This is a genomic window from Streptomyces xinghaiensis S187 (assembly GCF_000220705.2).
In the GTDB taxonomy this organism is placed as follows: Bacteria; Actinomycetota; Actinomycetes; order Streptomycetales; family Streptomycetaceae; genus Streptomyces; species Streptomyces xinghaiensis.
The window spans coordinates 5300956-5323703 of record NZ_CP023202.1; the positions used below are offsets into that span (position 1 = coordinate 5300956).

The following is a 22748-nucleotide window of genomic DNA, read 5'->3' on the forward strand; positions in this document are numbered from 1 at the left end:
TCGGCGGTCCGGCACGGTGGCGGCCGCCCAAGGGATAGCACTGATAATCATTTCCATGTAGCCTCGTTCCGTCGTCATCCCTGGACGGGGGTCCGCATGGAACCGCGCGACGTGGCCGCGGCATTGGCGCAGGAGGCGGGAGAACTCGGCCGGCTGTCCAGCGCGTTGTGGCCGCTGATCGGATCGGCGGCCGTCAAGGCCGCGCGCCTGCGCCCCGGTCCGCATGTGCTCGACGCGCTGCTGCGGAGCGCCGGCCGAGTCGACGCGCTGCGGACGAGCGCAGGCATATGAACGGTCTTCGCCGGCGACGTGGGAGAGGAACCGACGCGGTCCCCGCCGCGGGGTGGAGGGCCGTGGCCGTGCGGCGTCCCGGAGACCCGCGCGGCCCGCGCGTGGCCGGACACCCGGCGGTCCCCGCGCGGGACGGCCTGCGCCTGCTTCCGCGCAGCCGGTGCGCTGCCGGTGCCCGCCCGGGGTGACGGGCGGACGCCCCGCGCCCGATGAGTACGTTCCGTCCGACCTGGAAGGCCCGGTTCTGTGTCACCGCCAACGATCTCCGCTGCGCCACCGGCGAGCAGCGGGGCCGATACGTCAGCCGACGCGGCACCCCCCGGACCCGCAACGGGGGTGAAGGGCCGGCTCGCCTCCCGTAAGGGCCTGGTGTTCGCCTGCGCCGTTCTGTCGGCCGTTCTCCTCGCCTCGGTCGTGGTGGCCATCGGCCTGGGAGCCGCCGTGATCATGCCGGGGGAGACCGCCCGGTACCTGTGGGCGGCTGTCAGCGGCGGCCGCATCGCCGCGGACGAGGTGACCACGTATCAGATCATCTGGCAGATCCGTACCCCACGGGTGCTGCTCGCGGCGCTCGTGGGCGCCGGGCTGAGCGCGATCGGCGTGGCCATCCAGGCCATGGTGCGCAATGCGCTCGCCGACCCCTTCGTGCTGGGCGTCTCCTCGGGCGCCTCCGTCGGAGCCGTCGGTGTCACGGTCACCGGCGGGCTGGCGGCGCTGGGCATCTACGCGGTGTCGGCCGGTGCCTTCATCGGGGCCCTGCTCGCGTCGCTCCTGGTGTATGCGGCCTCTGTCAGCCGGGGCGCGCTGTCCCCGCTGCGTCTCGTTCTGACGGGCGTGGCCATGTCGCTGGGCTTCCAGGCGGTGATGAGCCTGATCATCTACTTCGCGCCGGACGGCGAGGCGACCAGCATGGTCCTGTACTGGACGATGGGCAGCTTCGGTGCCGCGAGCTGGGGTGCGCTCCCGCTCGTGTCCGTGGTCGTCCTTCTCGGCCTGGTCGTGCTGTACCGGTACAGCCGGGCGCTGGACGTACTGGCCCTCGGGGACGAGACCGCCGCGAGCCTGGGCATCAGTCCCGACCGGCACCGCAAGGCGCTGCTCGTCCTGGCCTCGCTCGTGACGGGGGTGATGGTCGCCGTCAGCGGCGCCATCGCCTTTGTCGGGCTGGTCATGCCCCACGTCGTGCGCATGGTCGCCGGCGCCGGCCATGCCCGCGTGCTGGCCGTGGCGCCACTGGCCGGAGCGATCTTCATGGTGTGGGTCGACCTGGTGTCCCGGACGCTGGTGGCCCCGCGCGAGCTGCCCCTGGGCGTCATGACCGCGCTCGTCGGGGTGCCGGTCTTCATCACCCTGATGCGCCGCAGGGGTTACCTGTTCGGAGGCCGTTGAGATGGACCTCGGACTTGACGGGCTCTCGGTGGTCACCGACGGCAAGAGCCTGGTACACGACCTGTCCCTGGACGTCGGGAGCGGCCAGGTCGTGGGCCTGGTCGGCCCGAACGGCAGTGGCAAGTCCACCGCCCTCAGGTGCGTGTACCGTGCACTCCGCCCCAGCTCCGGCACCGTCCGGGTGGGCGGGCAGCCGCTCTCCGGCCTGACGCTGCGCCGCTCCGCGCAGGTCGTCGCGGCCATGACCCAGGACGGCGCCGTCGACCTCGACTTCACGGTCGAGGAGGTCATCGCGCTCGGACGCGCACCGCACCTTCAGGGCAACCAGGCGCTCAGCCGCCGGGAGCGGGAGCTCTGCGAACGCGCGATGGACCGGCTCGACATCCGCCACCTCGCCCGGCGCGGAGTCCTGACGCTCTCGGGCGGGGAACGCCAGCGTGTCCTGCTGGCCCGGGCGCTCGTCCAGGAGCCGAGGATCCTGGTGCTCGACGAGCCGACCAACCACCTCGACGTACGCCACCAGGTCGAACTGCTCTCACTCCTGCGCGGCTCGGGACTCACCGTCCTGGTCGTGCTGCACGACCTCAACCTCGCCGCGGCCGCCTGCGACCGCCTCGGCGTGCTCCGCGAAGGCCGTCTTGTCGCCGCCGGCACGCCCGAGGACGTCCTCACCACGGAACTCGTGAGCGAGGTGTTCGGCGTCAAGGCCAGCATCGTGCCCCACCCGCTGACGGGTGACCCGCAGTTGTTGTATTCGCTCCATCCCTCCCTGTGAAAGGCACCACCAGGTCATGAGCACGACTCCAGCTCCCCGCCCGGCGCGGCAGCGCACCGCCCTCGGCTCCGCGCTCGCGGCCGCACTGCTGCTCAGCGGCTGCGGCGCCGGAGTGGCATCGGACGACAAGGCCGAGGCCCCCGGGAAGGTCACCGTCAAGAGGTGCGCCGAGCCGGTCGAATACACGGTTCCCGAGCGTGCCGTGGCGTACGAGGGCGGAAGTGCCGACAAGCTGTTCAGCCTCGGCCTGGTCGACCACGTGTACGGCTACGTGATGCCGCCGGCGAACCCGCCGGTGGAGGAGTCACCGTGGGCGGACGACTACGCCGAGGTGAAGATGCTCAGTGACGATCTCCTCAACAAGGAACTCGTGGTCGAGGCCAAGTCCGATTTCGTCGTGGCCGGCTGGAACTCGGGCTTCAAGGACGAGCGGGGCATCACCCCGGAGATCCTGGACAAGCTCGGGATCCAGAGCTTCATGCACAGCGAGAGCTGCTTCAACTACCCCGGGCACCCGGAGAAGCTCACCCCGTTCGAAGCCCTCTACACCGACCTCGACCGGCTGGGCAGGATCTTCCGGGTCGAGGACAAGGCGGATGAGGTCGTCGGCGGGCTGAAGAAGCGGGTGGAGGCCGTGAAGGCGAAGGCGCCCGGGAGCGATCCGCTCCCGGTCTTCCTCTACGACTCGGGCACCGACCAGCCCTTCACCGCGGGCAACCAGGTCCCGCCCAACGACATCATCAAGACCGCCGGCGGCAGGAACATCTTCGACGGCCTCGACGAGCGGTGGACGCAGGTCAACTGGGAGGCCGTCGCCAAGGCGGAGCCGGAAGTCATCATGATCCTCGACTACGGGGACCTGCCCGCCGAGAAGAAGATCGACTTCCTGAAGAAGTCCTCCCACACGAAGGGGCTGCCCGCCGTCAGGAAGAACAACTTCTTCATCCTGGACTACAACGAGGGCGTCAGCGGGCCGCGCAACATCGACGGCCTGGAGAAGTTCGCGAAGTACCTGGGCGAACTCCAGAACTGACCGAGTCGAGCCGGAGCGAGCCGGGGCCGTGCCGGATCCGCACGTCCCCGGCGCTCCGGGCCGCAATACCGAGGCGCGTCACAGCGTCCGGTGCCCGGGAGACGGCGCGGGCTGCCCGCAGCCCGTCCCCCGGCCGGGCGGGCAGCTCACGGCGGCGAGGTCGCCCACGCCGACCCGGGCGAAGTTCGCCAGGCTGGCGGTGCCCGGCACGAAGTAGCCGGTGTGGCCGGTGGCGCCCGCGGCGGAGAGCAGCCGGGCGCCGAAGGCCGGGGAGACCGGGTCCACTCCGTGGCCGAGCGCCCCGAACTCCAGATTCGGCACGTCCTCGATCCAGTCGTCGGCGTCCCGGGTGGCCCAGATCCGGGCCCGCCCGCCGAGGTCCGCGACCCGCTCGGCCCGCATCCCGGGGCTTCCCGCGACCGCTATGTCGGTGACCCGGGACGGCAGCGAGCGGGCGGCGACGCCGCAGACCACGGAGCCGTAGCTGTGGCAGAACAGGGCGACGCTCGACGATCCCGGCAGCGCCCGGACCAGCGCCCGCAGGGTGACGGCGCCCGCCGCGGCGAGCCGGCCCGCGGCGGCGTCCACGCCGACCCCCGCCGGGCTGGTGTAGTCGGCCCAGGCGATGACGGCGGTGCGGACCCGGGGCGCGGCCGCGCGCTCGGCGCGGTGCAGCGCCCGCGCCATGCCGACCGGCGCCGTGAACGTCCGCCGGGTGCGTTCGAAGGTGAGCAGATGGGTGTCGACCCCGGGCACCACGACGGAGACCCGCTGGGCCGAGTCGAGGTCGCCGAAGACCTCCGCGACCCGGCCGGGGCCGGTCGGGTCGAAGGCGAGGATCTGCCGGTTTCCGCGCAGCAGCGAGCCGTAGCGCTGCATCCTGCGGGCCACCTGCTCCCGGCCGAGCTCGGTGAGCCGGGGGTCGTCGAGCCGGGTCCGTTCGGCGGCGATCGCCTGCCGCAGCGCGGTGCGGTTGGCCCGGTAGCGCAGGGCCGTCGGGGCGCCGTTGAGGTTGCCCACGACCAGCGCGTGGCGCTCGGCGAGCCGCCGGCGCTGCCTCTCGCCGAGCGAGCGGAAGAAGTCCCGGACGGCCGCCGGGGAGGACTCGGGCCGGGGGAGTCTCCGTCCGTCGGCCGAAGCGCGGTTCCAGGCGGCCTGCGCGGCGGCGCGGGCCCCCGGCTGCGGGCGGTGGGTCCGGATCGCGGTCCAGCCGGTGGTGGCCAGCAGTATCAGCACCAGGCCCAGGACGAGCGCCGCCCGCGAGGCGGGGGAGCCGCTGAACCAGGAGGCGGGAGCGGAGGAGCCGAGCTCAGACAAGGAAGACACTGCGGCACACCCTAGGAGACCGGCGCTGCCGAATCGTTATCCGGCGGGTGAGCGTGAGTCATTTCACGTTTGGGGCCGGGCATAGCGGTCGCAAGGGACGACCGTCTCCGGGCGGACAGCGGGGCGGACAGCGGGGCGGATACCGGGGCGGATGCCGGGACGGACGAGGGGTGACGGCCCGGGTGGACGGCGGGGCGGACGCCGGAACGGGGCCGGGTGGCCGGGGGCCGGGGCGCGGGCGGCCGGAGAGGGGGGCGGGACCGCGGGCGGTCCGGAGCCGGTCAGTCCTCCGGCGCCGGCCCGTCCAGGGCCAGGGCGGGGCCGATCGCGTCGAGATGGCGCTCGGTGAGCCGGCGCAGCGCCTCGGCGCTCGCGTCCGGCCCCGCGCCCCAGATCCGGCCGGTCATCCGCATCACGCCGGTGAAGGCGGCGACGAGCACCCGTGGCCGGAGGTCGGTGACCGGGTCCGTCCCGGCCCGGCGGGCGATGTCGCGGACGAGGTGGTCCTCCAGCTCCGCCGAGCGGCACATCGCGGTGGCGAGCAGGGCGGGTGTCGACTCGATGACCTGGTACATCCGCATGTGCAGCCCGGGCTCGACGGTCTCGCCGACGGCCTCGCCGAAGGTGTCCCAGGTGACGGAGACGGCCCGGCGCAGCGCGGTCAGCGGCGGCTCGCCGTCCGGCCGGGCCCGGAAGGCGTCGAGGAAGTGCTCCTCGACGAGGTCGTGGACGGAGAAGGCGACCGCCTCCTTGCCGGCGAAGTAGCGGAAGAAGGTCCGCTGGGAGACCCCGGCGGCCTCGGCGATGTCATCGACCGTCGTCTCCTCGTAGCCCCGGGTGGTGAAGAGTTCCAGGGCCGAGCGGATCAGCGCGTCGCGGGTCCGTCTCTTCTTGCGCTCGCGGAGCCCGCCCGGTGCCCCCTCGGGGCGGTCGGTCGTCACCCTCGGGCCGCCTCTCGCTCGGTTCCTCAGCTGTTCTCCCTGCTCAGGGATGGTGTGAGTAGCGTGACAGTTACCGTTCCCGGAAACGGTTTGTCAACTGTCAGTCGCTGCCATAATCTCCGGCCATGACGTCTCAGACCACCGTCGCCGACGCGGCGCCGGACCTTCCCGAGCCCGGACCCCGCAAGGGCCTGCGGGGACACCCCTGGCTCACTCTTCTCTCCGTCGCGATCGGCGTGATGATGGTGGCCCTCGACGGCACGATCGTCGCGATCGCCAACCCGGCGATCCAGCAGGACCTCGGGGCCTCGCTCGCCGACGTCCAGTGGATAACCAACGGCTATCTGCTCGCCCTCGCCGTCTCCCTCATCACGGCGGGCAAGCTCGGCGACCGCTTCGGGCACCGCCAGACCTTCCTGATCGGCATAGCCGGCTTCGCCCTCGCCTCGGGGGCCATCGGCCTCTCCGCCAGCGTGCCGCTGGTGGTCGGCTTCCGGGTCCTCCAGGGCCTCTTCGGCGCGCTGCTGATGCCCGCCGCGCTGGGCCTGCTGCGGGCCACCTTCCCGGCCGAGAAGCTCAACATGGCGATCGGCATCTGGGGCATGGTCATCGGTGCCTCCACCGCGGGCGGGCCGATCGTGGGCGGTCTGCTGGTCGAGCACGTCAGCTGGCAGTCGGTCTTCTTCATCAACGTGCCGGTGGGCATCGCCGCCCTCCTGATGGGCCTGGTGATCCTCCGTGACCACCGCGCGGAGAACGCCCCGCGCTCCTTCGACATCCCCGGCATCCTGCTGCTGTCGGCCGCGATGTTCTTCCTCATCTGGGCGCTGATCAAGGCCCCCGCCTGGGGCTGGGGCGACGGGCTCACCCTGGGCTTCCTGACCGCCGCGGTGCTCACCTTCGCGGCGTTCGCGTTCTGGGAGACGAAGGTCCGCGAACCGCTCATCCCGCTGGGGATGTTCCGCTCCGTGCCGCTGTCCGCCGGTACGGTCCTGATGGTGCTGATGGCCTTCGCCTTCATGGGCGGGATCTTCTTCGTCACCTTCTACCTGCAGAACGTGCACGGCATGAGCCCGGTCGACAGCGGGCTCCATCTGCTGCCGCTCACCGGCATGATGATCGTGTCCTCGCCGATCGCCGGCGCCCTCATCACCAAGGTCGGCCCGCGGGTGCCGCTGGTCGGCGGCATGGTGTTCACGGCCGCCGCCATGTTCGGCATGTCCACCCTGGAGACGGACTCCGGCAGCGGTGTCATGTCCCTGTGGTTCGTCCTGCTCGGCCTCGGCCTGGCGCCGGTCATGGTCGGCGCGACCGAGGTGATCGTCGGCAACGCGCCGCTGGAGCTGTCCGGTGTGGCCGGCGGTCTCCAGCAGGCGGCGATGCAGGTCGGCGGCAGCCTCGGCACGGCCGTGCTCGGCGCGACCATGGCCGCCCGGGTCGACGACCAGCTGCCCGGCAACTGGGCGGAGGCCCAGCTGCCGCCGGTCACCCCGGAGCAGATGTCGAAGATGTCCGAGGCCGTGGAGGTCGGCATGCCGCCGCTCACCAAGGAGACGCCGCCGCAGGTCGCGGAGATCATCACCGGCGTCACCCATGAGACGTTCGTGTCCGGCATGGGCTTCTCGTTCACCGTCGCGGGCGGGGTCGCGGTCCTCGCCGTCGTGGTCGCCCTCTTCACCAACCGGGGCGTCAACGCCGGGGCCGGTGCCGGCGGCGCCCACATCTGAGACGGCCGGAGCCCCGCGCCGGGCCGGAGGCGTCAACTCCGCTTAATGGCAGCCCCGTTGGGTCATCCCCGGCGGGGCTGTCCCCTATCCGGGTGGCATCGCCCGGAGACCCTTGGCGGCGGAGGCACCGGCCGGAGAGGCTCGTGACGGAAACGCCGCCGGGCATCCGTCCGGCGGCCGGCCGCGTGCCCGCGCCCCGGCGGCGCGGCACCTCACGGGGGAGTGATCCTGATGAAGCGCCCTGTCCTGATGACGCGTTCTTTCCCGGCGACCCGCCCTGTCCTGACGACCGCGTCCGTGGCCGCCACCGCGCTGGCCGCCGCCCTGGTCCCGGCCGCCCCGCTCGCCGCCGCGGCCCCTCCGGCACCCCCGGGGCCACGGACGTCCGCGGCGCCCGCGTCCCCGGCGGCGGAACCGCCCGCCCCCTCCTCCGGCTCCTGCCCGTCCGGGGCGTTCTGCCTCTGGGACCGCCACGGATACGGCGGCACCCGCACCGCCCACGAACTCTCCGGCACCGACATCGAGAGCTGTATCCCGCTGCCCGCCGGAGCCTCGGCGGGCTCGCTGGCCAACCGCACCGGCCGGCCCGTCACCACCTACCAGAGCGCCGAGTGCGGGGAGACGGGCGAGTTCGACACCTATCCGGGCGGCGGCACCTGGGTGCCCGACTCCCCGTACCGGGTGCGGGCGTTCAAGATCTGGGAGAACTGACACCCGGCCCGCCGCCGTTCCGCCCGGCCGGCTCCGGGGCGGCGGCGCGGCCCTCACCGGCCGCCGCGAGCTCCGCACGCAGCGCCCGGACCTCGGCGGTGAGCTCGTCGATGGCCGCCGTCTGACGCTGCTCCTCGGCGTTCTCGCGGTCGAACTGGGAGATGAACCAGGCGGCGATGTTCGCGGTGACGACACCGAGCAGCGCGATCCCGGAGAGCATCAGCCCGACCGCCAGCACCCTGCCCAGCCCGGTGGTCGGGGCCAGATCGCCGTAGCCGACCGTGGGCATGGTGGTGAACGACCACCACACCGCGTCGCCGAACGTCGTGATGTTCCCCTCGGGGGACTTGCGCTCGACCTCCAGGACGGCCAGCGAGCCGAACAGCAGCAGTCCGGCGCAGGAGCCGGCCACGTAGGTGGTGAGGCGGATCTGGGCGGTGGCCGCGGCCAGCCGGGCCCGGTGCCCCGCCAGCAGCAGCCCGGAGACCAGGCGCAGCAGCCGCAGCGGCTGGAGCAGCGGAAGGGCCACGGCGAGCACAGCCAGCGGATTCTCGCGGAGGAACCGCAGCTTCCGCGGCGACAGGTGCAGCCTGATGGCGAGGTCCACGGCGAAGGCCGCCCAGACCCCCCACTCCACGGCCCGGCCGGCCTCGCGCACCCACGGGTCGCTGTCCGGCAGGACGATCGGCACGGTGTAGGCGGCCGCGAACAGCAGGGACAGCGCCAGCAGCGGCCCCTGGGTGCGGCGCTCCCAGCGCTCCCTCTGGTGCAGGCCGGACGGTGTCTCGCTCATGCCGTGAATCGTATGGGAGTACGAGGGAAGACGGAGAGCAGCCCGAATTCGACAACCCTTGGAGGGACGAGATGGCGGGCATGGGACACAGCAGTACGCGCAGGCACCCCCGTGAGAGCGGCCGGATGTGGTCGCGGAGCGGGCCGGATCGCGCGTCACTGGGCATCATCGGCCTCGTCTGCGCGATCGCCGGGTTCTTCGTCCTGGGCATCGTCCTCGGACCGGCGGCGATCGTGGCCGGCTGGATGTCGATGGGCCGCCGCTGGGACTTCCGCGGCGCCTCGGTACCGGCGCTCGTCGCGGTGGTCCTCGGTGCCATCGACACGGTGATGGCCGTCCTCCTGCTGGCCGGGGTCGGTGGCGGCCTCGGCGGCGGCGTCGTCTGACCGGTCGGCCCCCGCGGCGCCCGGCGCGCACGACGCGACACCACACAGGGGCCGGGCCCGGAACGCTCAGACGCGTTCCGGGCCCGGCCCCTCTGTTCCACCGTCCGTGCGTCAGGCGTCGCCGCCCGCCGTACCGGGGTTCGCCGCCCTCGGGTCCAGCAGCTGGTAGCGGTCGATGGCCTGCTTCAGCACGGAGCGGTCCACCTTCCCGTCCCGCGCCAGCTCGGTGAGGACCGCCACCACGATCGACTGGGCGTCGATGTGGAAGAAGCGCCGGGCCGCGCCGCGGGTGTCCGCGAAGCCGAAGCCGTCCGCGCCCAGCGACTGGTACGTCCCCGGCACCCAGCGCGCGATCTGGTCCGGAACCGCCCGCATCCAGTCGGACACGGCCACCTTCGGGCCCTCGGCGTCCCGCAGCTTGGTGGTGACGTACGGGACGCGCTGCTCCTCCTCGGGGTGGAGCAGATTGTGCTCCTCCACCGCGACGGCTTCCTTCCGCAGCTCGTTCCAGGACGTGGCCGACCAGACGTCCGCCCGGACGTCCCACTCCTCGGCGAGGATGCGCTGCGCCTCCAGGGCCCACGGCACCGCGACACCGGACGCCATGATCTGCGCCGGGATCATGCCCCGCTCGCCCTGCCTGAGGCGGTAGAGGCCCTTGAGGATGCCCTCGACGTCCACGTTCTCCGGCTCGGCCGGGTGCTGGATCGGCTCGTTGTAGACGGTGAGGTAGTAGAAGACGTTCTCGCTGTCCTCGCCGTACATCCGGCGCAGACCGTCCTTGACGATGTGCGCGATCTCGTACCCGTACGCCGGGTCGTAGGACACGGCGGCCGGGTTGGTGGAGGCCAGCAGCTGGGAGTGGCCGTCCGCGTGCTGCAGGCCCTCACCGGTCAGCGTGGTGCGGCCGGCGGTGGCGCCGAGCACGAAGCCGCGGGAGAGCTGGTCGGCCATCTGCCAGAACTGGTCGCCGGTCCGCTGGAACCCGAACATCGAGTAGAAGACGTAGACCGGGATCAGCGGCTCGCCGTGCGTGGCGTAGGCCGAGCCGGCCGCGATCAGCGAGGCCGTGCAGCCCGCCTCGGTGATGCCGTCGTGCAGCAGCTGGCCCGTCGGCGACTCCTTGTACGCGAGGAGCAGCTCGCGGTCCACGGACTCGTACTGCTGGCCCAGCGGGTTGTAGATCTTGGCGCTCGGGAAGAACGAGTCCATGCCGAAGGTGCGGTACTCGTCGGGCGCGATCAGCACGAAGCGCTTGCCGATCTCCTTGTCCCGCATGAGGTCCTTGAGCAGCCGCACGAAGGCCATGGTGGTGGCGATCTGCTGCTGCCCGGTGCCCTTCTTCACCGTCGCGTAGGTCTTGTCCCCGGGCAGCACCAGCGGCTTCGACCGCACCACGCGGGTCGGCACATAGCCGCCCAGCGCCTTGCGGCGGTCGTGCATGTACTGGATCTCCTCGGAGTCGCGCCCCGGGTGGAAGTACGGCGGTGCGCCGGACTCCAGCTCCTTGTCCGGGATCGGCAGGTGCAGCCGGTCGCGGAACATCTTCAGGTCGTCGACCGTCAGCTTCTTCATCTGGTGGGTCGCGTTGCGGCCCTCGAAGTTGGGGCCGAGCGTCCAGCCCTTGACGGTCTGGGCCAGGATCACGGTGGGCTGGCCCTTGTGCTCCTTGGCCGCCTTGTACGCCGCGTAGATCTTCTTGTGGTCGTGACCGCCGCGGCCCAGGTGCAGGATCTGGTCGTCGGTCATGTTCTCGACCATCTTGCGCAGCCGCTGGTCGCCGCCGAAGAAGTGCTCGCGGATGTACGAGCCGCTCTCGGTGGCGTACGTCTGGAACTGGCCGTCGGGGGTGGTGTTCAGCTTGTTGACCAGCAGGCCGTCCCGGTCCTGGGCCAGCAGCGGGTCCCAGGTGCGGTCCCAGACCAGCTTGATGACGTTCCAGCCGGCGCCGCGGAACTGCGACTCCAGCTCCTGGATGATCTTGCCGTTGCCGCGTACCGGGCCGTCGAGCCGCTGCAGGTTGCAGTTCACCACGAAGGTGAGGTTGTCCAGGCCCTCGCGGGCGGCGATGGAGAGCTGGCCGATCGACTCGGGCTCGTCCATCTCGCCGTCGCCGAGGTAGGCCCAGACGTGGGAGTCGGAGGTGTCGGCGATGCCGCGCGCCTCCATGTAGCGGTTCATCCGCGCCTGGTAGATCGCGCCGAGCGGGCCGAGGCCCATGGAGACCGTCGGGAACTCCCAGAAGTCCGGCATCGACCGCGGGTGCGGGTAGCTGGAGAGGCCGTCGGGGGCCTTGGACTTCTCCTGGCGGAAGCCGTCGAGCTGGGCCTCGGAGAGGCGGTCCAGCAGGAAGGCGCGGGCGTAGACGCCGGGCGAGGCGTGGCCCTGGAAGAAGATCTGGTCGCCGCCGTCGCCGGCGTCCTTGCCGCGGAAGAAGTGGTTGAAGCCCACGTCGTAGAGCGAGGCGGAGGAGGCGAAGGTGGCGATGTGGCCGCCGACGCCGATGCCCGGGCGCTGGGCACGGGAGACCATGACGGCCGCGTTCCAGCGGGTCGCGTTGAGGATCTTGCGCTCGATCTCCTCGTTGCCCGGGAAGAACGGCTCGTCCCTGGTCGCGATGGTGTTGACGTAGTCCGTGCTGCGCATCTCGGGGACGGCGACGCGTTTGGCGCGTGCCCGCTCGATGAGGCGGAGCATCAGGTAACGGGCGCGTTCCCGGCCTCGCTCATCGACGGCTGCGTCGAGCGAGTCGAGCCACTCCTGGGTCTCCTCGGGATCGAAGTCCGGGACCTGGCTGGGAAGACCGCCAATGATGATCGGGTTGCGATCGGATGCGGAAGCCACGCTGTTCCTTCGCTGTTTCGGTCGTGCTGTGCACGTCATGGATTCGTGCTCTGCTGGTGTCGCGCCGCCTCCATCGTGGACCGCAGAGGCGAATACGTCATCTCTACTGATCGGTAATAACCACGGTACTGCGCGGTAACCGCCACTCTGTGAGACAACGGGGGGTTCCGGCCGACTTGGGTGGCTCGGCCGACCGCAACCCTACGCCTCGCCGGGGCGCCGGCCCGATGCCGGTCCGCGGTGCGGACGGCCCGTTCGGCGCAACCTCCGCGTGTACCCCCGAAATGCGCCGGAAATCCCCGACCGGCACCATGGCCGGGGAGTACCTCTTGCGGCGACAAGTCAACGTTTGGGCGGGATAAGGGGTCAGGTACTTGCGCGATCCGCCCGGCCCGTGTGGACTACGCCCAAGCCTCGCGTGCGCGTGGGGTGGAAGAACACTCGAAACACGACAGGAGGCAATCCGTGAGCGCGACCGCGGACCACGCGGAGGAGCGGACCAACCCTGCCGCCAGGCTGGGTTTCCAGCCCGGACAGGTGGTCCAGGAGCTCGGTTACGACGACGACACCGAGCAGGATCTGCGTGCGGCCATCGAGGAACTGACCGGCACGGAGCTCGTCGACGAGGACTACGACGACGTGGCCGACGCCGTGGTGCTGTGGTTCCGAGAGGACGACGGCGACCTGACGGACGCGCTGGTGGACGCCACCACCATGATCGACGCGGGTGCCCCGATCTGGCTGCTGACGCCGAAGACCGGCCGCGACGGCTACGTCGAGGCCAGTGAGATCGGCGAAGCCGCCTCCACCGCCGGACTGGCGCAGACCAGCAGCGTCAGCGCCGGGAAGGACTGGGCGGGCAGCCGCCTCGTCACTCCCAAGGCGGCCCGCTCCGGGAAGCGGTAGCCCGCCCCCGGCCCCGGGCCGTACCGGACCGTCCCTGTGCCCCCGTGGTGATCCGCCGCGGGGGCACACGGCGTTCCCGGGCCCCGGCGCGGTCCGCGGGCGGCCCCCGGCGCGGGGCGGAACGGCGCAGTGGAAGACTGGGGCACGACCGGTAACCACGACGAGAGGGACGCGCACCCCATGGCGATCGATGTCGGCACCCAGGCCCCTGACTTCGAGCTCAAGAACCAGCACGGTGAGCTCGTGAGGCTCTCGGACTTCCGCGGTGAGAAGAACGTCGTCCTCCTCTTCTACCCCTTCGCCTTCACCGGCGTCTGCACGGGCGAGCTCTGTGCCCTCCGCGACGAGCTGCCCCAGTTCGTCAACGACGACGTGCAGCTGCTCGCGGTCTCCAACGACTCCCCGTTCTCGCTGCGGGTCTTCTCCGAGCAGGAGAACCTGGAGTACCCGCTGCTCTCCGACTTCTGGCCGCACGGCGAGGCCTCGCGCGCCTACGGCGTCTTCGACGAGGAGAAGGGCTGCGCCGTGCGCGGCACCTTCATCATCGACAAGGAGGGCGTGGTCCGCTGGACCGTCGTCAACGGCCTCCCGGACGCCCGGGACCTGAACGACTACGCCAAGGCCCTCGGCGCGCTCTGACCGCCCGCACGGGCGGTGGTCCCGGGGGAACGGGCCGGTGGAGAAGCCTGTCCCCCGGGGTGGCCGCTCACTAGGATCGGTCCCGTTGATCCGATGTCATCGCACGACGGGGGCGGGGCGGTCTTCCCCCCGCCCCTCGCATCCAGGGGAGGACTTGTGGGAGTCAGTCTCAGCAAGGGCGGGAACGTCTCTCTGAGCAAGGAGGCGCCGGGCCTGACCGCCGTCACCGTCGGTCTCGGCTGGGACGTCCGCACCACCACCGGCACCGACTTCGACCTCGACGCCAGCGCCCTGCTGACGAACGCGGAGGGCAAGGTCGTCTCCGACCAGCACTTCGTCTTCTTCAACAACCTCAAGAGCCCCGACGGCTCCGTCGAGCACACCGGCGACAACCTCACCGGTGAGGGCGAGGGCGACGACGAGGCCATCAAGGTCAACCTCGCCGCGGTGCCCGCGGACGTCGCCAAGATCGTGTTCCCGGTCTCGATCTACGAGGCCGAGAGCCGGCAGCAGAGCTTCGGCCAGGTGCGGAACGCCTTCATCCGCGTGGTGAACCAGGCCGACAACAACGAGCTGGCCCGCTACGACCTGACGGAGGACGCCTCGACGGAGACCGCCATGGTCTTCGGCGAGCTGTACCGGCACGGCCCGGAGTGGAAGTTCCGGGCCATCGGCCAGGGCTACGCCTCCGGTCTGCGCGGCATCGCCCAGGACTTCGGGGTCAACGTCTGACATCCGCGACCGCCCGGCGCCGCACCTCCCCCAGCGCGGAGGTGCGGCGCCGGTGGCAGCGGGGACAACGCCGCGGTGCCGGCGGCGCCCGGCGGGATCAGCAAGGCATCACAGAGGGGGAGGAACAGATCATGGGTGTCACGCTCGCAAAGGGAGGCAACGTCTCCCTGTCCAAGGCCGCGCCGAATCTCACCCAGGTCCTGGTGGGCCTCGGCTGGGACGCGCGGTCCACCACGGGAGCGCCGTTCGACCTCGACGCCAGCGCGCTGCTGTGCCGCGACGGCCGGGTGCTGGGCGACGAGTACTTCGTCTTCTACAACAACCTCACGAGCCCGGAGGGCTCCGTCGAGCACACCGGCGACAACCTCACCGGCGAGGGCGACGGCGACGACGAGTCCCTGCTGCTCGACCTGACCAAGGTCCCGGCGCAGGTCGACAAGATCGTCTTCCCGGTCTCGATCCATGACGCCGATGTCCGGGGGCAGACCTTCGGGCAGGTCAGCAACGCCTTCATCCGGGTGGTCAACCAGGCGGACGGTGCGGAACTCGCCCGCTACGACCTCAGTGAGGACGCCTCGGGCGAAACCGCGATGATCTTCGGCGAGGTGTACCGGTACGGCGGCGAATGGAAGTTCCGGGCGGTCGGACAGGGGTATGCGTCGGGTCTGCGGGGGATCGCTCTAGACTTCGGGGTCAACGTTTCGTAAAGCCGCGCACTGCGCGCGGGGGACCCGTACTCACGATTGGGTAGCCAGTGCTCCTGAAAACCTTCGGCTGGTCTTTCGGCGTCACCGCCGCGGGACTGGCCGCCGCAGCCTATTTCTGGGGCTGGCAGGGGTTCGCCGTCGTGGCGATCCTGTCGGTCCTGGAAATCTCGCTGTCGTTCGACAACGCGGTCGTCAACGCCGGTGTGCTGAAGAAGATGAACGCCTTCTGGCAGAAGATCTTCCTCACCATCGGCATCCTGATCGCCGTGTTCGGTATGCGACTGGTCTTCCCGGTCGTGATCGTCGCCATCACGGCCAAGGTCGGACCGATCGAGGCCGTCGAACTGGCCATGCGCGACCCCGACCAGTACGAGATGCTGGTCACCGACGCCCACCCGGCCATCGCCGCCTTCGGTGGCATGTTCCTGTTGATGATCTTTCTCAACTTCCTCTTCGATGAGAAAGAACACCACTGGCTGTCCTGGTTCGAGAAGCCGCTCAGCCGGCTGGGCAAGGTGGACGGCCTCGCCGTCGGCATCGCGCTGGTCGTCCTGCTGGTCACCGCCGCCACCATCGCCACCGAGGCCGCGCAGCACGGCGGCACGTATGTGGACAAGTCGGGGACCGTCCTGCTCTCCGGCGTCGCCGGCCTGATCACGTATCTCTTCGTGGGCGGGCTCTCCGGCTACTTCGAGGAGAAGCTGGAGGAGGACGAGGAGCACGACGAGGAGGTCAAGGAGCAGGCCCGGCGCGAGGGCAAGGACCCGTCCCTGGTCGGCCTCGCCGGCAAGGCCGCGTTCTTCATGTTCCTCTACCTCGAAGTGCTGGACGCCTCCTTCTCCTTCGACGGCGTCATCGGCGCCTTCGCCATCACCAACCACATCTTCTGGATGGCGCTGGGCCTCGGCATCGGCGCGATGTACGTCCGTTCGCTCACGGTCTACCTGGTCCGCGAGGGCACCCTCGACGACTACGTCTACCTGGAGCACGGCGCGCACTACGCCATCGGCGCCCTGGCCGCGCTGCTGCTCATCACGATCAAGTTCCACATCTCCGAGGTCATCACCGGCCTCATCGGCGTGGGCCTGATCGCGGCCTCCTTCTGGTCCTCCGTCCGCCGCAACCGCGGGCTGGCCGCCGAGGGCCACGAGGAGAAGACCAAGGTGTCACCCGGAGTGTGACCCGGTCCGGAGTGTGACCACACTCCGAATGAGGAACGCTCTGTGCGGGGCGGTCACCAGGCAGCGGAACCCGGAACCGGCCGGGCCGCCGGCCGCCGTGGCCGCCCCGCGGTGCTGCCCGGTCCGCGCTCCCGCGGGCCGGTCGAGGGACGAGAGCAGTGGGGGTGCCCAGCGTGGCGTTCTGGAACAGGGAATGGTCCTGGCCTTCCTGGCTGCGGCCCGCCGACGGCCGGTCGGTCTTCGAGAGCGGCAACCCCGCCACCAACGCGATAGAGCTCACCAAACGACGGCAGACCGTCTCGCTCACCAAGCAGGGCGCGGCCAGCGGCAACCTCCGCGTCAACCTCTCCTGGCGGATGCGGACCTCGGACATCGGCGGCTACACCAAGCGCGGCGGGCTGCTGCGCAACCCGGGCAGTCTCTTCAAACCGGAGATCGTGCAGGCGCAGGGCCCGGCCGTGGTCAAGATCGACCTCGACCTGGCCTGCATGTACGAGCTGAAGGACGGCTCCAAGGGCGTGGTGCAGCCGCTGGGGAACTTCCTCGGCGACATCAACAGCCCGCCTTATGTGAAGCTCAGCGGCGACGACCGGTTCGGCGGCACCTCGGGCGAGACGATCTACATCAACCTCGACCACCGGGACGAGTTCAAGCGGCTGCTGGTCTTCGTCTACATCTACGACGGCACCCCCGCCTTCGACCGCACCCACGCCGTCGTCACGCTCTACCCCAGCAACGGCCCGCGGCTGGAGATCGGGCTCGACGAGCGGGCCCCGCAGGCCCGCTCCTGCGCCGTGCTGCTGATCGAGAACGTCAAGGGCGAGCTGGTGGTGCGCCGCGAGGTGCGGTACGTCTACGGCTTCCAGGCGGAGCTGGACCGGCTGTACGGCTGGGGGCTCCAGTGGGGGCCGGGGACGAAGGAGAAGGTCTGACGGGCGCGGCGGCCGGGGGCGGCGGCCGCGCTGCCGGGCCCGCCCCCGGCCGCCGGCCGGTCAGCGGTTCCGCTGGAACTGCGGCCCCTGCGGCGGCAGGGCGAACGCCGGGTCCGGCGCCGGCGGCGCGGGGTGCTGCGGATAGCCGTAGGCCGCCGCCGGGTGGTGCGGGTAGCCGTACCCCGGCGCGTGCGCCGGAGGCGCCTGCGGGACCGGGGCCGGGGCGGCCGGCGGGGGCGGGAACGGCGGCTGCGCGGGCGGGGCGGCCGGCGGTGGCGGCGGATAGCCGTAGCCGGGCCGGTGCGCACGGGTGGCCTCCTCCGGCGCGGCGGCGGGCGCGGTGGCCGGTTCCCGGTGCGGTGCGGGCACCGGCTCGGTGAGCGCCTCCGGGGCGGGTGAGGGCGTGGGTGACGGCGCGGGTGCTCCGCCGCCGGCCGGGGCGGTGCCGGAGGGCTCGTCCCCGGCGTCCTCCACCGAGATGCCGTACTCGGTGGCCAGACCGACCAGCCCGGTGTCATACCCCTGGCCCAGGGCGCGGAACTTCCAGGTGTCGCCCCGCCGGTAGAGCTCGCCGCAGATGAGGGCCGACTCCTCGCCGGTCTCGGGCACCACGTCGAAGACCGCGAGCGGCTCGCCGCCGTTCCCGGAGACCTCCGGCGAGGCGTCGAACAGCAGCAGCCGCAGATCCGGCACCCCGCCGAACGCGCCGCCGTCGGACGACGCGGCCAGCACCACCCGGTCCACCACCGGCTCCAGTGCGGCGATCTCGGCCTCGACGGTGTCCGTCAGCGCGTCCGCCAGCCGCTTCTTGGGCAGGTGCCGCACCAGGCCGGAGGGGTGGCGCGGCTGGTTGTAGAAGACGAAGTCCTCGTCCGAGCGCACACGGCCGTCCGCGTTCAGCAGCAGCGCGGACGCGTCGACATCGGGCACCCCGGGCCCCGGAGTCCAGCGGAGCACCGCCCGTACGGCGGATGCGTCCAGCGGGATGTTCGACCCCTTCAACATCGCGTGCGTCATAGCGGTCATCCTGCCTTCCCGGGGCAGGCGGGTACAACGCGGGGACCGCATCCCGTGCCCGCCGGACCGGCAGCGGACGGGGAACGGACACGGGCGGGATACGTGATTTTCATGTCCGCAAGGGCTTTCGAGCCTGAACGCAACGTACGATTACCGGCCAGATCGCGTCACGACGCGAAAGATCACTGGGGGAGTTCCATGCGCCACTTCGGGTACGTGCCGCCCGATGTCCGGACGGCCCTGTTCCACCGGGAGCCGGGCCGGTTCGACGTCGACTCCCCAGCTCAGCGGCTCGCCGTCGCGCTCGGAGCCACCCTCTACAGCCCCGCGACCCGGCCCACGCTGGCCGAGGACGTGGTCAAACAGATGGGCCGCGGGGTCGTCTCGATGGTGCTGTGCCTGGAGGACTCCATCGACGACGCCGACGTGGCCGGCGCCGAGGAGAACCTGGTCCGGCAGCTCCACACCCTGCTGGAACACGGCTCCGAACTGCCGCTGCTCTTCATCCGGGTGCGGTGGCCGGAACAGATCACGGACCTCGTGCGCCGCCTCGGGCCGGCGGCGCGGCTGCTGTCCGGATTCGTCCTGCCCAAGTTCACCGAGGAGCGGGGCGTTCCGTTCCTGGAGGCGCTGACGGAGGCCGAGAACGCCTGCGGGCGGCGGCTGTTCGCCATGCCCGTCCTGGAGTCGCCGGAGCTGCTGCACCTGGAGAGCCGCGCGGAGACCCTCGCCGGCATCCGGCGCAGCGTCGACAAGTACCGGGACCGGGTGCTGGCGCTGCGCCTGGGCGTCACCGACTTCTGCTCGGCGTACGGACTGCGCAGATCCCCGGACATGACGGCGTACGACGTGCAGCTCATCGCCTCGGTGATCGCCGATGTGGTCAACACGCTCGGACGGGCCGACGGCACCGGGCTGACCGTGACCGGGCCGGTGTGGGAGTACTTCCGCCTCCAGGAGCGGATGTTCAAACCACAGCTGCGGCGCAGCCCCTTCACCGGCCGCGCCGAGAAGCTGCGGACCGCGCTCATCGAGCACGACATGGACGGCCTGCTCCGGGAGATCGAACTCGACCGCGCCAACGGCCTGCTGGGGAAGACCTGCATCCACCCCTCCCACGTCGCCCCGGTGCACGCGCTGTCCGTCGTGAGCCACGAGGAGTACAGCGACGCGGTCGACATCCTGCGGCCCGAGCGGGGCGGCGGCGGTGTGATGCGCTCCGCCTACACCAACAAGATGAACGAGGTGAAGCCGCACCGCGCCTGGGCCGAGCGGACGCTGCTGCGCGCGGAGGTCTTCGGGGTGGCGCGGGAGGACGTGACCTTCGTGGAGCTGCTGGCGGCCGGCATCACGTGACCGAGAACGGCGGCAGCGGCCGCGGCACACCCAGGGTACGGACGACGACAGCGGAAAGGCGAGGCGTTCACAGGATGCGGCAGGAGCGGGAGTGGTCCGGGGCGTGGGTCGCGGAGCGGCTCGGTGTCGAGCTGCGCGAGGCGGACCGGCCGGAGGACGGCGACGGGCCGGGCCCCGGGGCCGGGGAACCCGCGGCCGGTACGGGGGGTGCTGCCGGTGCCGGGGGTCCGGGCGACGCGGCCGGCGTGACCGGCACGGCCGGTCCGGCCGGTGCGGAGACGCTGCGCGGGCTGCTCGGCCTGGCGCTGCGGCGCAACCCCAGACGGGCGCATCTGCTGGTCTCCCAGGTGCTCGGCAAGCATGTGCCGCAGCGCCCCGATGTGGTCCACGAGGCCGGTCTCGGCCTGGGCCGCCGGGTACGGCGGCTGCTCGGCGAGGAGGCGGCCGCCCGCGCCGTCGTCCTCGGTTACGCGGAGACGGCGACCGGGCTCGGGCACAGCGTCGCCGACGGGCTGGGGCCGGCGGCGTACCTCCACTCGACCAGGCGGCCCGTCCCGGGGCTCGCGCCGGCCGGCGGCTTCGAGGAGGAGCACAGCCACGCCAGCTCCCACCTGCTGCTGCCCGAGGACCCGGACCTGCTCGGCGGGGACGGGCCGCTCGTGCTCGTCGACGACGAGTTCTCCACCGGCCGCACCGTGCTCAACACCGTCCGGGCGCTCCACGAGCGGTTCCCGCGCGACCGGTACGTGATCGTCGCCCTCGTCGACCTGCGGACCGGCGAACACCGGGACGCCCTGCGGAAGGCCGCGGCCGATCTGGGCGCCCGGGTGGATCTCGTGGCGCTGGCCTCGGGAACGGTCCGCCTGCCGGAGGACGTCCTGGAGCGGGGGCAGGCGCTGGTGGCGCGGTACGAGGCGGGCGCGGTGGCCGGTGCCGGCGGGGCCCCGTCCGGAGCCGGCAGCGCTCCGGCGGCGGTGCGGCGGGTGGACCTCGGCTGGCCGCACGGACTGCCGGACGGCGGACGGCACGGCTTCCTGCCCGGGCACCGGGCGCGTCTGGAGGCGGCGCTGCCGGCGATGGCGGACCGTATCGCGCGGGCGCTCACGGCGGACGGCGCCGCGGCGGCCGCGCCCGCACCGGAGCCCGTCGCGGCCGTGCCGGGGCCGGCTTCCGTACCCGGGCCGGCTGCTTCCGTACCCGGGCCGGCCTCCGGTCCGGAGCACGCCGCCGGCCGGCCGGGTCGCGCGGAGCCGGGCGCTCCGGGGCGCGTACTCGTCCTCGGCTGCGAGGAGTTGATGTACGCGCCGCTGCGGCTCGCCCAGGCTCTGCAGCGGACGCTCGGCGAACGGACCGAGGTGCGGTACTCGACGACCACCCGCTCGCCCGTTCTCGCCGTCGACGACCCGGGCTACGCCATCCGCACCCGGATCGCCTTCCCCGCGCACGACGCGCCGGCCGACGGCCCGGGGGAGCGGTACGCCTACAACGTCGCGCCCGGCGCCGACCCGGCCCGCCGCTTCGACGCCGTCGTGACGGTCGTGGACTCGGCCGCCGACACGGCCGGGCTGCACGCCCCGGGCGGACTGCTGTCCGAACTGGCCCGCCACACGGACCGGGTGCTGCTGGCGGTCGTCCCGTCCCACGTACCCCGCCCCCGGACGGGAAGGTCGGGACGGTCGGGACGGTCGGAAGGCGCGGCCGGGCCGGGAGCCGTGCCCCCGCCGCCCGGACCGGCGCCCGCGGCGCTGCCCGGACCACTGCGCGGGCCCGCCTTCTCCTCGTACCGGCCGGACGAGGTCGGCTGGCTGCTCCAGGACCTCTCCGCCGTCCCCCTCGAAGCCCCCGTCGAGGAGCGGGAGGAGGCCGTGCAGCGAGGTGGCGCGCACTACGCCGAGTCGCTGCCGGTCGAGTACCAGCCCAGCGAGGACTACCAGCGGCTGTTCCGCACCGCCCTCGACACCTCCGCCGCGCGGATCGCCCGCGCCGTCGGCACCGTCACCGAGACGCTGCTCGCCGAGCGCGCCGGCCGGGGCACCGGCCGTCCCGTCCTGGTCTCGCTCGCCCGCGCCGGCACGCCCGTCGGCGTCCTGATGCGCCGCTGGGCGCTCCACGCTCACGGGCTGGACCTGCCGCACTACGCCGTCTCCATCGTCCGCGGCCGGGGCATCGACACCACCGCGCTGCGCTGGCTCGCCGCGCACCACGACCCGGCGGACGCCGTCTTCGTCGACGGCTGGACGGGCAAGGGCGCCATCACCCGCGAACTCGCGGCCGCGATAGAGGACTTCACCCGCACCACCGGCATCACGGGGATCGACCCGGAGATCGCCGTCCTGGCCGACCCGGGCGGCTGCGTGCGGACGTACGGCACGCGCGAGGACTTCCTGATCCCCTCCGCCTGCCTCAACTCCACGGTCTCCGGGCTGGTCTCGCGGACGGTGCTCCGCGCGGACCTGGTCGGGCCGGACGACTTCCACGGCGCCAAGTTCTACCGGGAGCTGGCCGGTTCCGACGTCTCCGGGCACTTCCTGGACGCCGTCTCGGCGCACTTCGGCGAGGTGGCGGAGGGGGCCGCCGCGGACGCGGCCGGACTGCTGTCGGACACCGGCCGCGCGCCGACCTGGGAGGGCTGGGCGGCCGTCGAACGGATCAGCGAGCAGTACGGCATCCACGACGTGAACCTCGTCAAGCCGGGGGTGGGCGAGACGACACGGGTCCTGCTGCGCCGGGTCCCCTGGCGGGTCCTCGCACGGCGGGGCGCGGGCGCGGACCTGGACCACATCCGGCTGCTGGCCGAGCAGCGCGGGGTACCGGTGGAGGAGGTCGGCGAACTGCCGTACAGCTGCGTCGGACTGATCCACCCGCGCTACACGCGCGGCGCGACGGGCGCGGACGGCAAGGCGGTGATCTCCGCGTGAGCACCCACGAGACGGCGGGCCGGGACGGAACCGCGGGGCAGGACGAGCCCGTGAGGCGCGACAGGACCGCAGGGCGGGACGAGACCTTGAGCACCGGCGCCACCCCGGCCACCGGCGGAGGCGCGGGCACCGGCGCGGCGGCGC

General features: G+C 72.1%; 20 protein-coding genes. 15 read left to right on the plus strand and 5 right to left on the minus strand.

What is annotated here, in order from left to right; genetic code table 11:
* The first annotated feature begins 96 nt into the window (after nt 1-96).
* The 4 genes from SXIN_RS22580 to SXIN_RS22595 all read left to right on the plus strand — a co-directional run bounded on the left by SXIN_RS22580 (nt 97) and on the right by SXIN_RS22595 (nt 3488).
* Nucleotides 97-291, plus strand: coding sequence for a hypothetical protein (locus SXIN_RS22580; protein WP_019709231.1), 195 nt, complete (start codon nt 97-99; stop codon nt 289-291).
* Nucleotides 292-660: 369 nt separating this feature from the next.
* Nucleotides 661-1680, plus strand: coding sequence for a FecCD family ABC transporter permease (locus tag SXIN_RS22585; protein ID WP_039821451.1), 1020 nt, complete (start codon nt 661-663; stop codon nt 1678-1680).
* A gap of 1 nt (nt 1681) precedes the next feature.
* Nucleotides 1682-2455, plus strand: coding sequence for an ABC transporter ATP-binding protein (locus SXIN_RS22590; RefSeq protein ID WP_019709233.1), 774 nt, complete (start codon nt 1682-1684; stop codon nt 2453-2455).
* Nucleotides 2456-2471: 16 nt separating this feature from the next.
* Nucleotides 2472-3488, plus strand: a complete 1017-nt coding sequence (locus SXIN_RS22595; protein ID WP_019709234.1) for an ABC transporter substrate-binding protein — start codon at nt 2472-2474, stop codon at nt 3486-3488.
* Nucleotides 3489-3566: 78 nt separating this feature from the next.
* Here the strand turns inward: SXIN_RS22595 and SXIN_RS22600 are convergent, their stop codons facing one another.
* Together SXIN_RS22600 and SXIN_RS22605 are read right to left on the minus strand one after the other, a co-directional pair.
* Nucleotides 3567-4814, minus strand: a complete 1248-nt coding sequence (locus SXIN_RS22600) for an alpha/beta hydrolase (RefSeq protein ID WP_192883619.1) — start codon at nt 4812-4814, stop codon at nt 3567-3569.
* Nucleotides 4815-5095: 281 nt separating this feature from the next.
* The gene (locus tag SXIN_RS22605; protein ID WP_095757435.1) at nt 5096-5755 is read right to left on the minus strand and encodes a TetR family transcriptional regulator; all 660 of its coding nucleotides are present in this window, start codon (nt 5753-5755) and stop codon (nt 5096-5098) included.
* 125 nt (nt 5756-5880) lie between these two features.
* On the opposite strand from SXIN_RS22605, the gene SXIN_RS22610 reads away from it, so the two are divergent.
* Nucleotides 5881-7482: an MFS transporter gene (locus tag SXIN_RS22610; protein WP_019709237.1), complete on the plus strand. Its 1602-nt coding sequence runs from the start codon at nt 5881-5883 to the stop codon at nt 7480-7482.
* Nucleotides 7483-7731: 249 nt separating this feature from the next.
* Nucleotides 7732-8193, plus strand: a complete 462-nt coding sequence (locus SXIN_RS22615) for a peptidase inhibitor family I36 protein (RefSeq protein WP_095758153.1) — start codon at nt 7732-7734, stop codon at nt 8191-8193.
* Here the strand turns inward: SXIN_RS22615 and SXIN_RS22620 are convergent.
* Nucleotides 8174-8986: a potassium channel family protein gene (locus SXIN_RS22620; protein WP_095757436.1), complete on the minus strand. Its 813-nt coding sequence runs from the start codon at nt 8984-8986 to the stop codon at nt 8174-8176. The genes SXIN_RS22615 and SXIN_RS22620 overlap by 20 nt on opposite strands.
* A gap of 71 nt (nt 8987-9057) precedes the next feature.
* Between SXIN_RS22620 and SXIN_RS22625 the strand changes: the two genes are divergently transcribed.
* Nucleotides 9058-9372 (plus strand): hypothetical protein, encoded by a 315-nt coding sequence (locus tag SXIN_RS22625; RefSeq protein WP_039821455.1) that lies wholly within the window; start codon nt 9058-9060, stop codon nt 9370-9372.
* A gap of 111 nt (nt 9373-9483) precedes the next feature.
* Here SXIN_RS22625 and aceE read toward each other — a convergent pair whose 3' ends face one another.
* Nucleotides 9484-12216, minus strand: a complete 2733-nt coding sequence (gene aceE / locus SXIN_RS22630) for a pyruvate dehydrogenase (acetyl-transferring), homodimeric type (protein WP_019709240.1) — start codon at nt 12214-12216, stop codon at nt 9484-9486.
* A 465-nt stretch (nt 12217-12681) separates the two neighbouring features.
* Between aceE and SXIN_RS22635 the strand changes: the two genes are divergently transcribed.
* From SXIN_RS22635 to SXIN_RS22660, 6 genes are all read left to right on the plus strand, one after another.
* A complete protein-coding gene (locus SXIN_RS22635) occupies nt 12682-13122 on the plus strand; it encodes a DUF3052 domain-containing protein (protein WP_019709241.1) in 441 nt (146 codons plus the stop codon).
* 180 nt (nt 13123-13302) lie between these two features.
* On the plus strand, nt 13303-13761 hold the full coding sequence (locus SXIN_RS22640; protein ID WP_039821461.1) for a peroxiredoxin: 459 nt from the start codon (nt 13303-13305) through the stop codon (nt 13759-13761).
* 156 nt (nt 13762-13917) lie between these two features.
* Nucleotides 13918-14493, plus strand: coding sequence for a TerD family protein (locus SXIN_RS22645; protein WP_019709243.1), 576 nt, complete (start codon nt 13918-13920; stop codon nt 14491-14493).
* A gap of 131 nt (nt 14494-14624) precedes the next feature.
* Entirely contained in the window at nt 14625-15200 is a 576-nt protein-coding gene (locus tag SXIN_RS22650; RefSeq protein WP_019709244.1) for a TerD family protein, read from the plus strand.
* Nucleotides 15201-15247: 47 nt separating this feature from the next.
* Nucleotides 15248-16381, plus strand: coding sequence for a DUF475 domain-containing protein (locus SXIN_RS22655; protein ID WP_019709245.1), 1134 nt, complete (start codon nt 15248-15250; stop codon nt 16379-16381).
* 173 nt (nt 16382-16554) lie between these two features.
* A complete protein-coding gene (locus SXIN_RS22660; protein ID WP_374117898.1) occupies nt 16555-17313 on the plus strand; it encodes a TerD family protein in 759 nt (252 codons plus the stop codon).
* Nucleotides 17314-17373: 60 nt separating this feature from the next.
* Here SXIN_RS22660 and SXIN_RS22665 read toward each other — a convergent pair whose 3' ends face one another.
* On the minus strand, nt 17374-18330 hold the full coding sequence (locus tag SXIN_RS22665) for a TerD family protein (protein WP_095757437.1): 957 nt from the start codon (nt 18328-18330) through the stop codon (nt 17374-17376).
* A gap of 198 nt (nt 18331-18528) precedes the next feature.
* Here SXIN_RS22665 and SXIN_RS22670 point away from each other — a divergent pair, with 198 nt between their 5' ends.
* Together SXIN_RS22670 and SXIN_RS22675 are read left to right on the plus strand one after the other, a co-directional pair.
* Nucleotides 18529-19686, plus strand: a complete 1158-nt coding sequence (locus SXIN_RS22670) for an HpcH/HpaI aldolase/citrate lyase family protein (protein ID WP_019709247.1) — start codon at nt 18529-18531, stop codon at nt 19684-19686.
* Between the two features lie 74 nt (nt 19687-19760).
* On the plus strand, nt 19761-22604 hold the full coding sequence (locus tag SXIN_RS22675) for a phosphoribosyltransferase (RefSeq protein WP_238153836.1): 2844 nt from the start codon (nt 19761-19763) through the stop codon (nt 22602-22604).
* The last annotated feature ends 144 nt before the right edge of the window (nt 22605-22748 follow it).

Excerpts from the sequence above, each read along its gene's own strand:
- SXIN_RS22610 (WP_019709237.1), top strand. The coding sequence starts at position 5,881 with ATGACGTCTCAGACCACCGTCGCCGACGCGGCGCCGGACCTTCCCGAG.
- SXIN_RS22640 (WP_039821461.1), top strand. The coding sequence starts at position 13,303 with ATGGCGATCGATGTCGGCACCCAGGCCCCTGACTTCGAGCTCAAGAAC.
- SXIN_RS22675 (WP_238153836.1), top strand. The coding sequence starts at position 19,761 with ATGCGGCAGGAGCGGGAGTGGTCCGGGGCGTGGGTCGCGGAGCGGCTC.
- SXIN_RS22595 (WP_019709234.1), top strand. The coding sequence starts at position 2,472 with ATGAGCACGACTCCAGCTCCCCGCCCGGCGCGGCAGCGCACCGCCCTC.
- SXIN_RS22650 (WP_019709244.1), top strand. The coding sequence starts at position 14,625 with ATGGGTGTCACGCTCGCAAAGGGAGGCAACGTCTCCCTGTCCAAGGCC.
- SXIN_RS22615 (WP_095758153.1), top strand. The coding sequence starts at position 7,732 with ATGACGCGTTCTTTCCCGGCGACCCGCCCTGTCCTGACGACCGCGTCC.
- SXIN_RS22670 (WP_019709247.1), top strand. The coding sequence starts at position 18,529 with ATGCGCCACTTCGGGTACGTGCCGCCCGATGTCCGGACGGCCCTGTTC.
- SXIN_RS22665 (WP_095757437.1), bottom strand. The coding sequence starts at position 18,330 with ATGACGCACGCGATGTTGAAGGGGTCGAACATCCCGCTGGACGCATCC.
- SXIN_RS22620 (WP_095757436.1), bottom strand. The coding sequence starts at position 8,986 with ATGAGCGAGACACCGTCCGGCCTGCACCAGAGGGAGCGCTGGGAGCGC.
- SXIN_RS22625 (WP_039821455.1), top strand. The coding sequence starts at position 9,058 with ATGGCGGGCATGGGACACAGCAGTACGCGCAGGCACCCCCGTGAGAGC.
- SXIN_RS22580 (WP_019709231.1), top strand. The coding sequence starts at position 97 with ATGGAACCGCGCGACGTGGCCGCGGCATTGGCGCAGGAGGCGGGAGAA.
- SXIN_RS22590 (WP_019709233.1), top strand. The coding sequence starts at position 1,682 with ATGGACCTCGGACTTGACGGGCTCTCGGTGGTCACCGACGGCAAGAGC.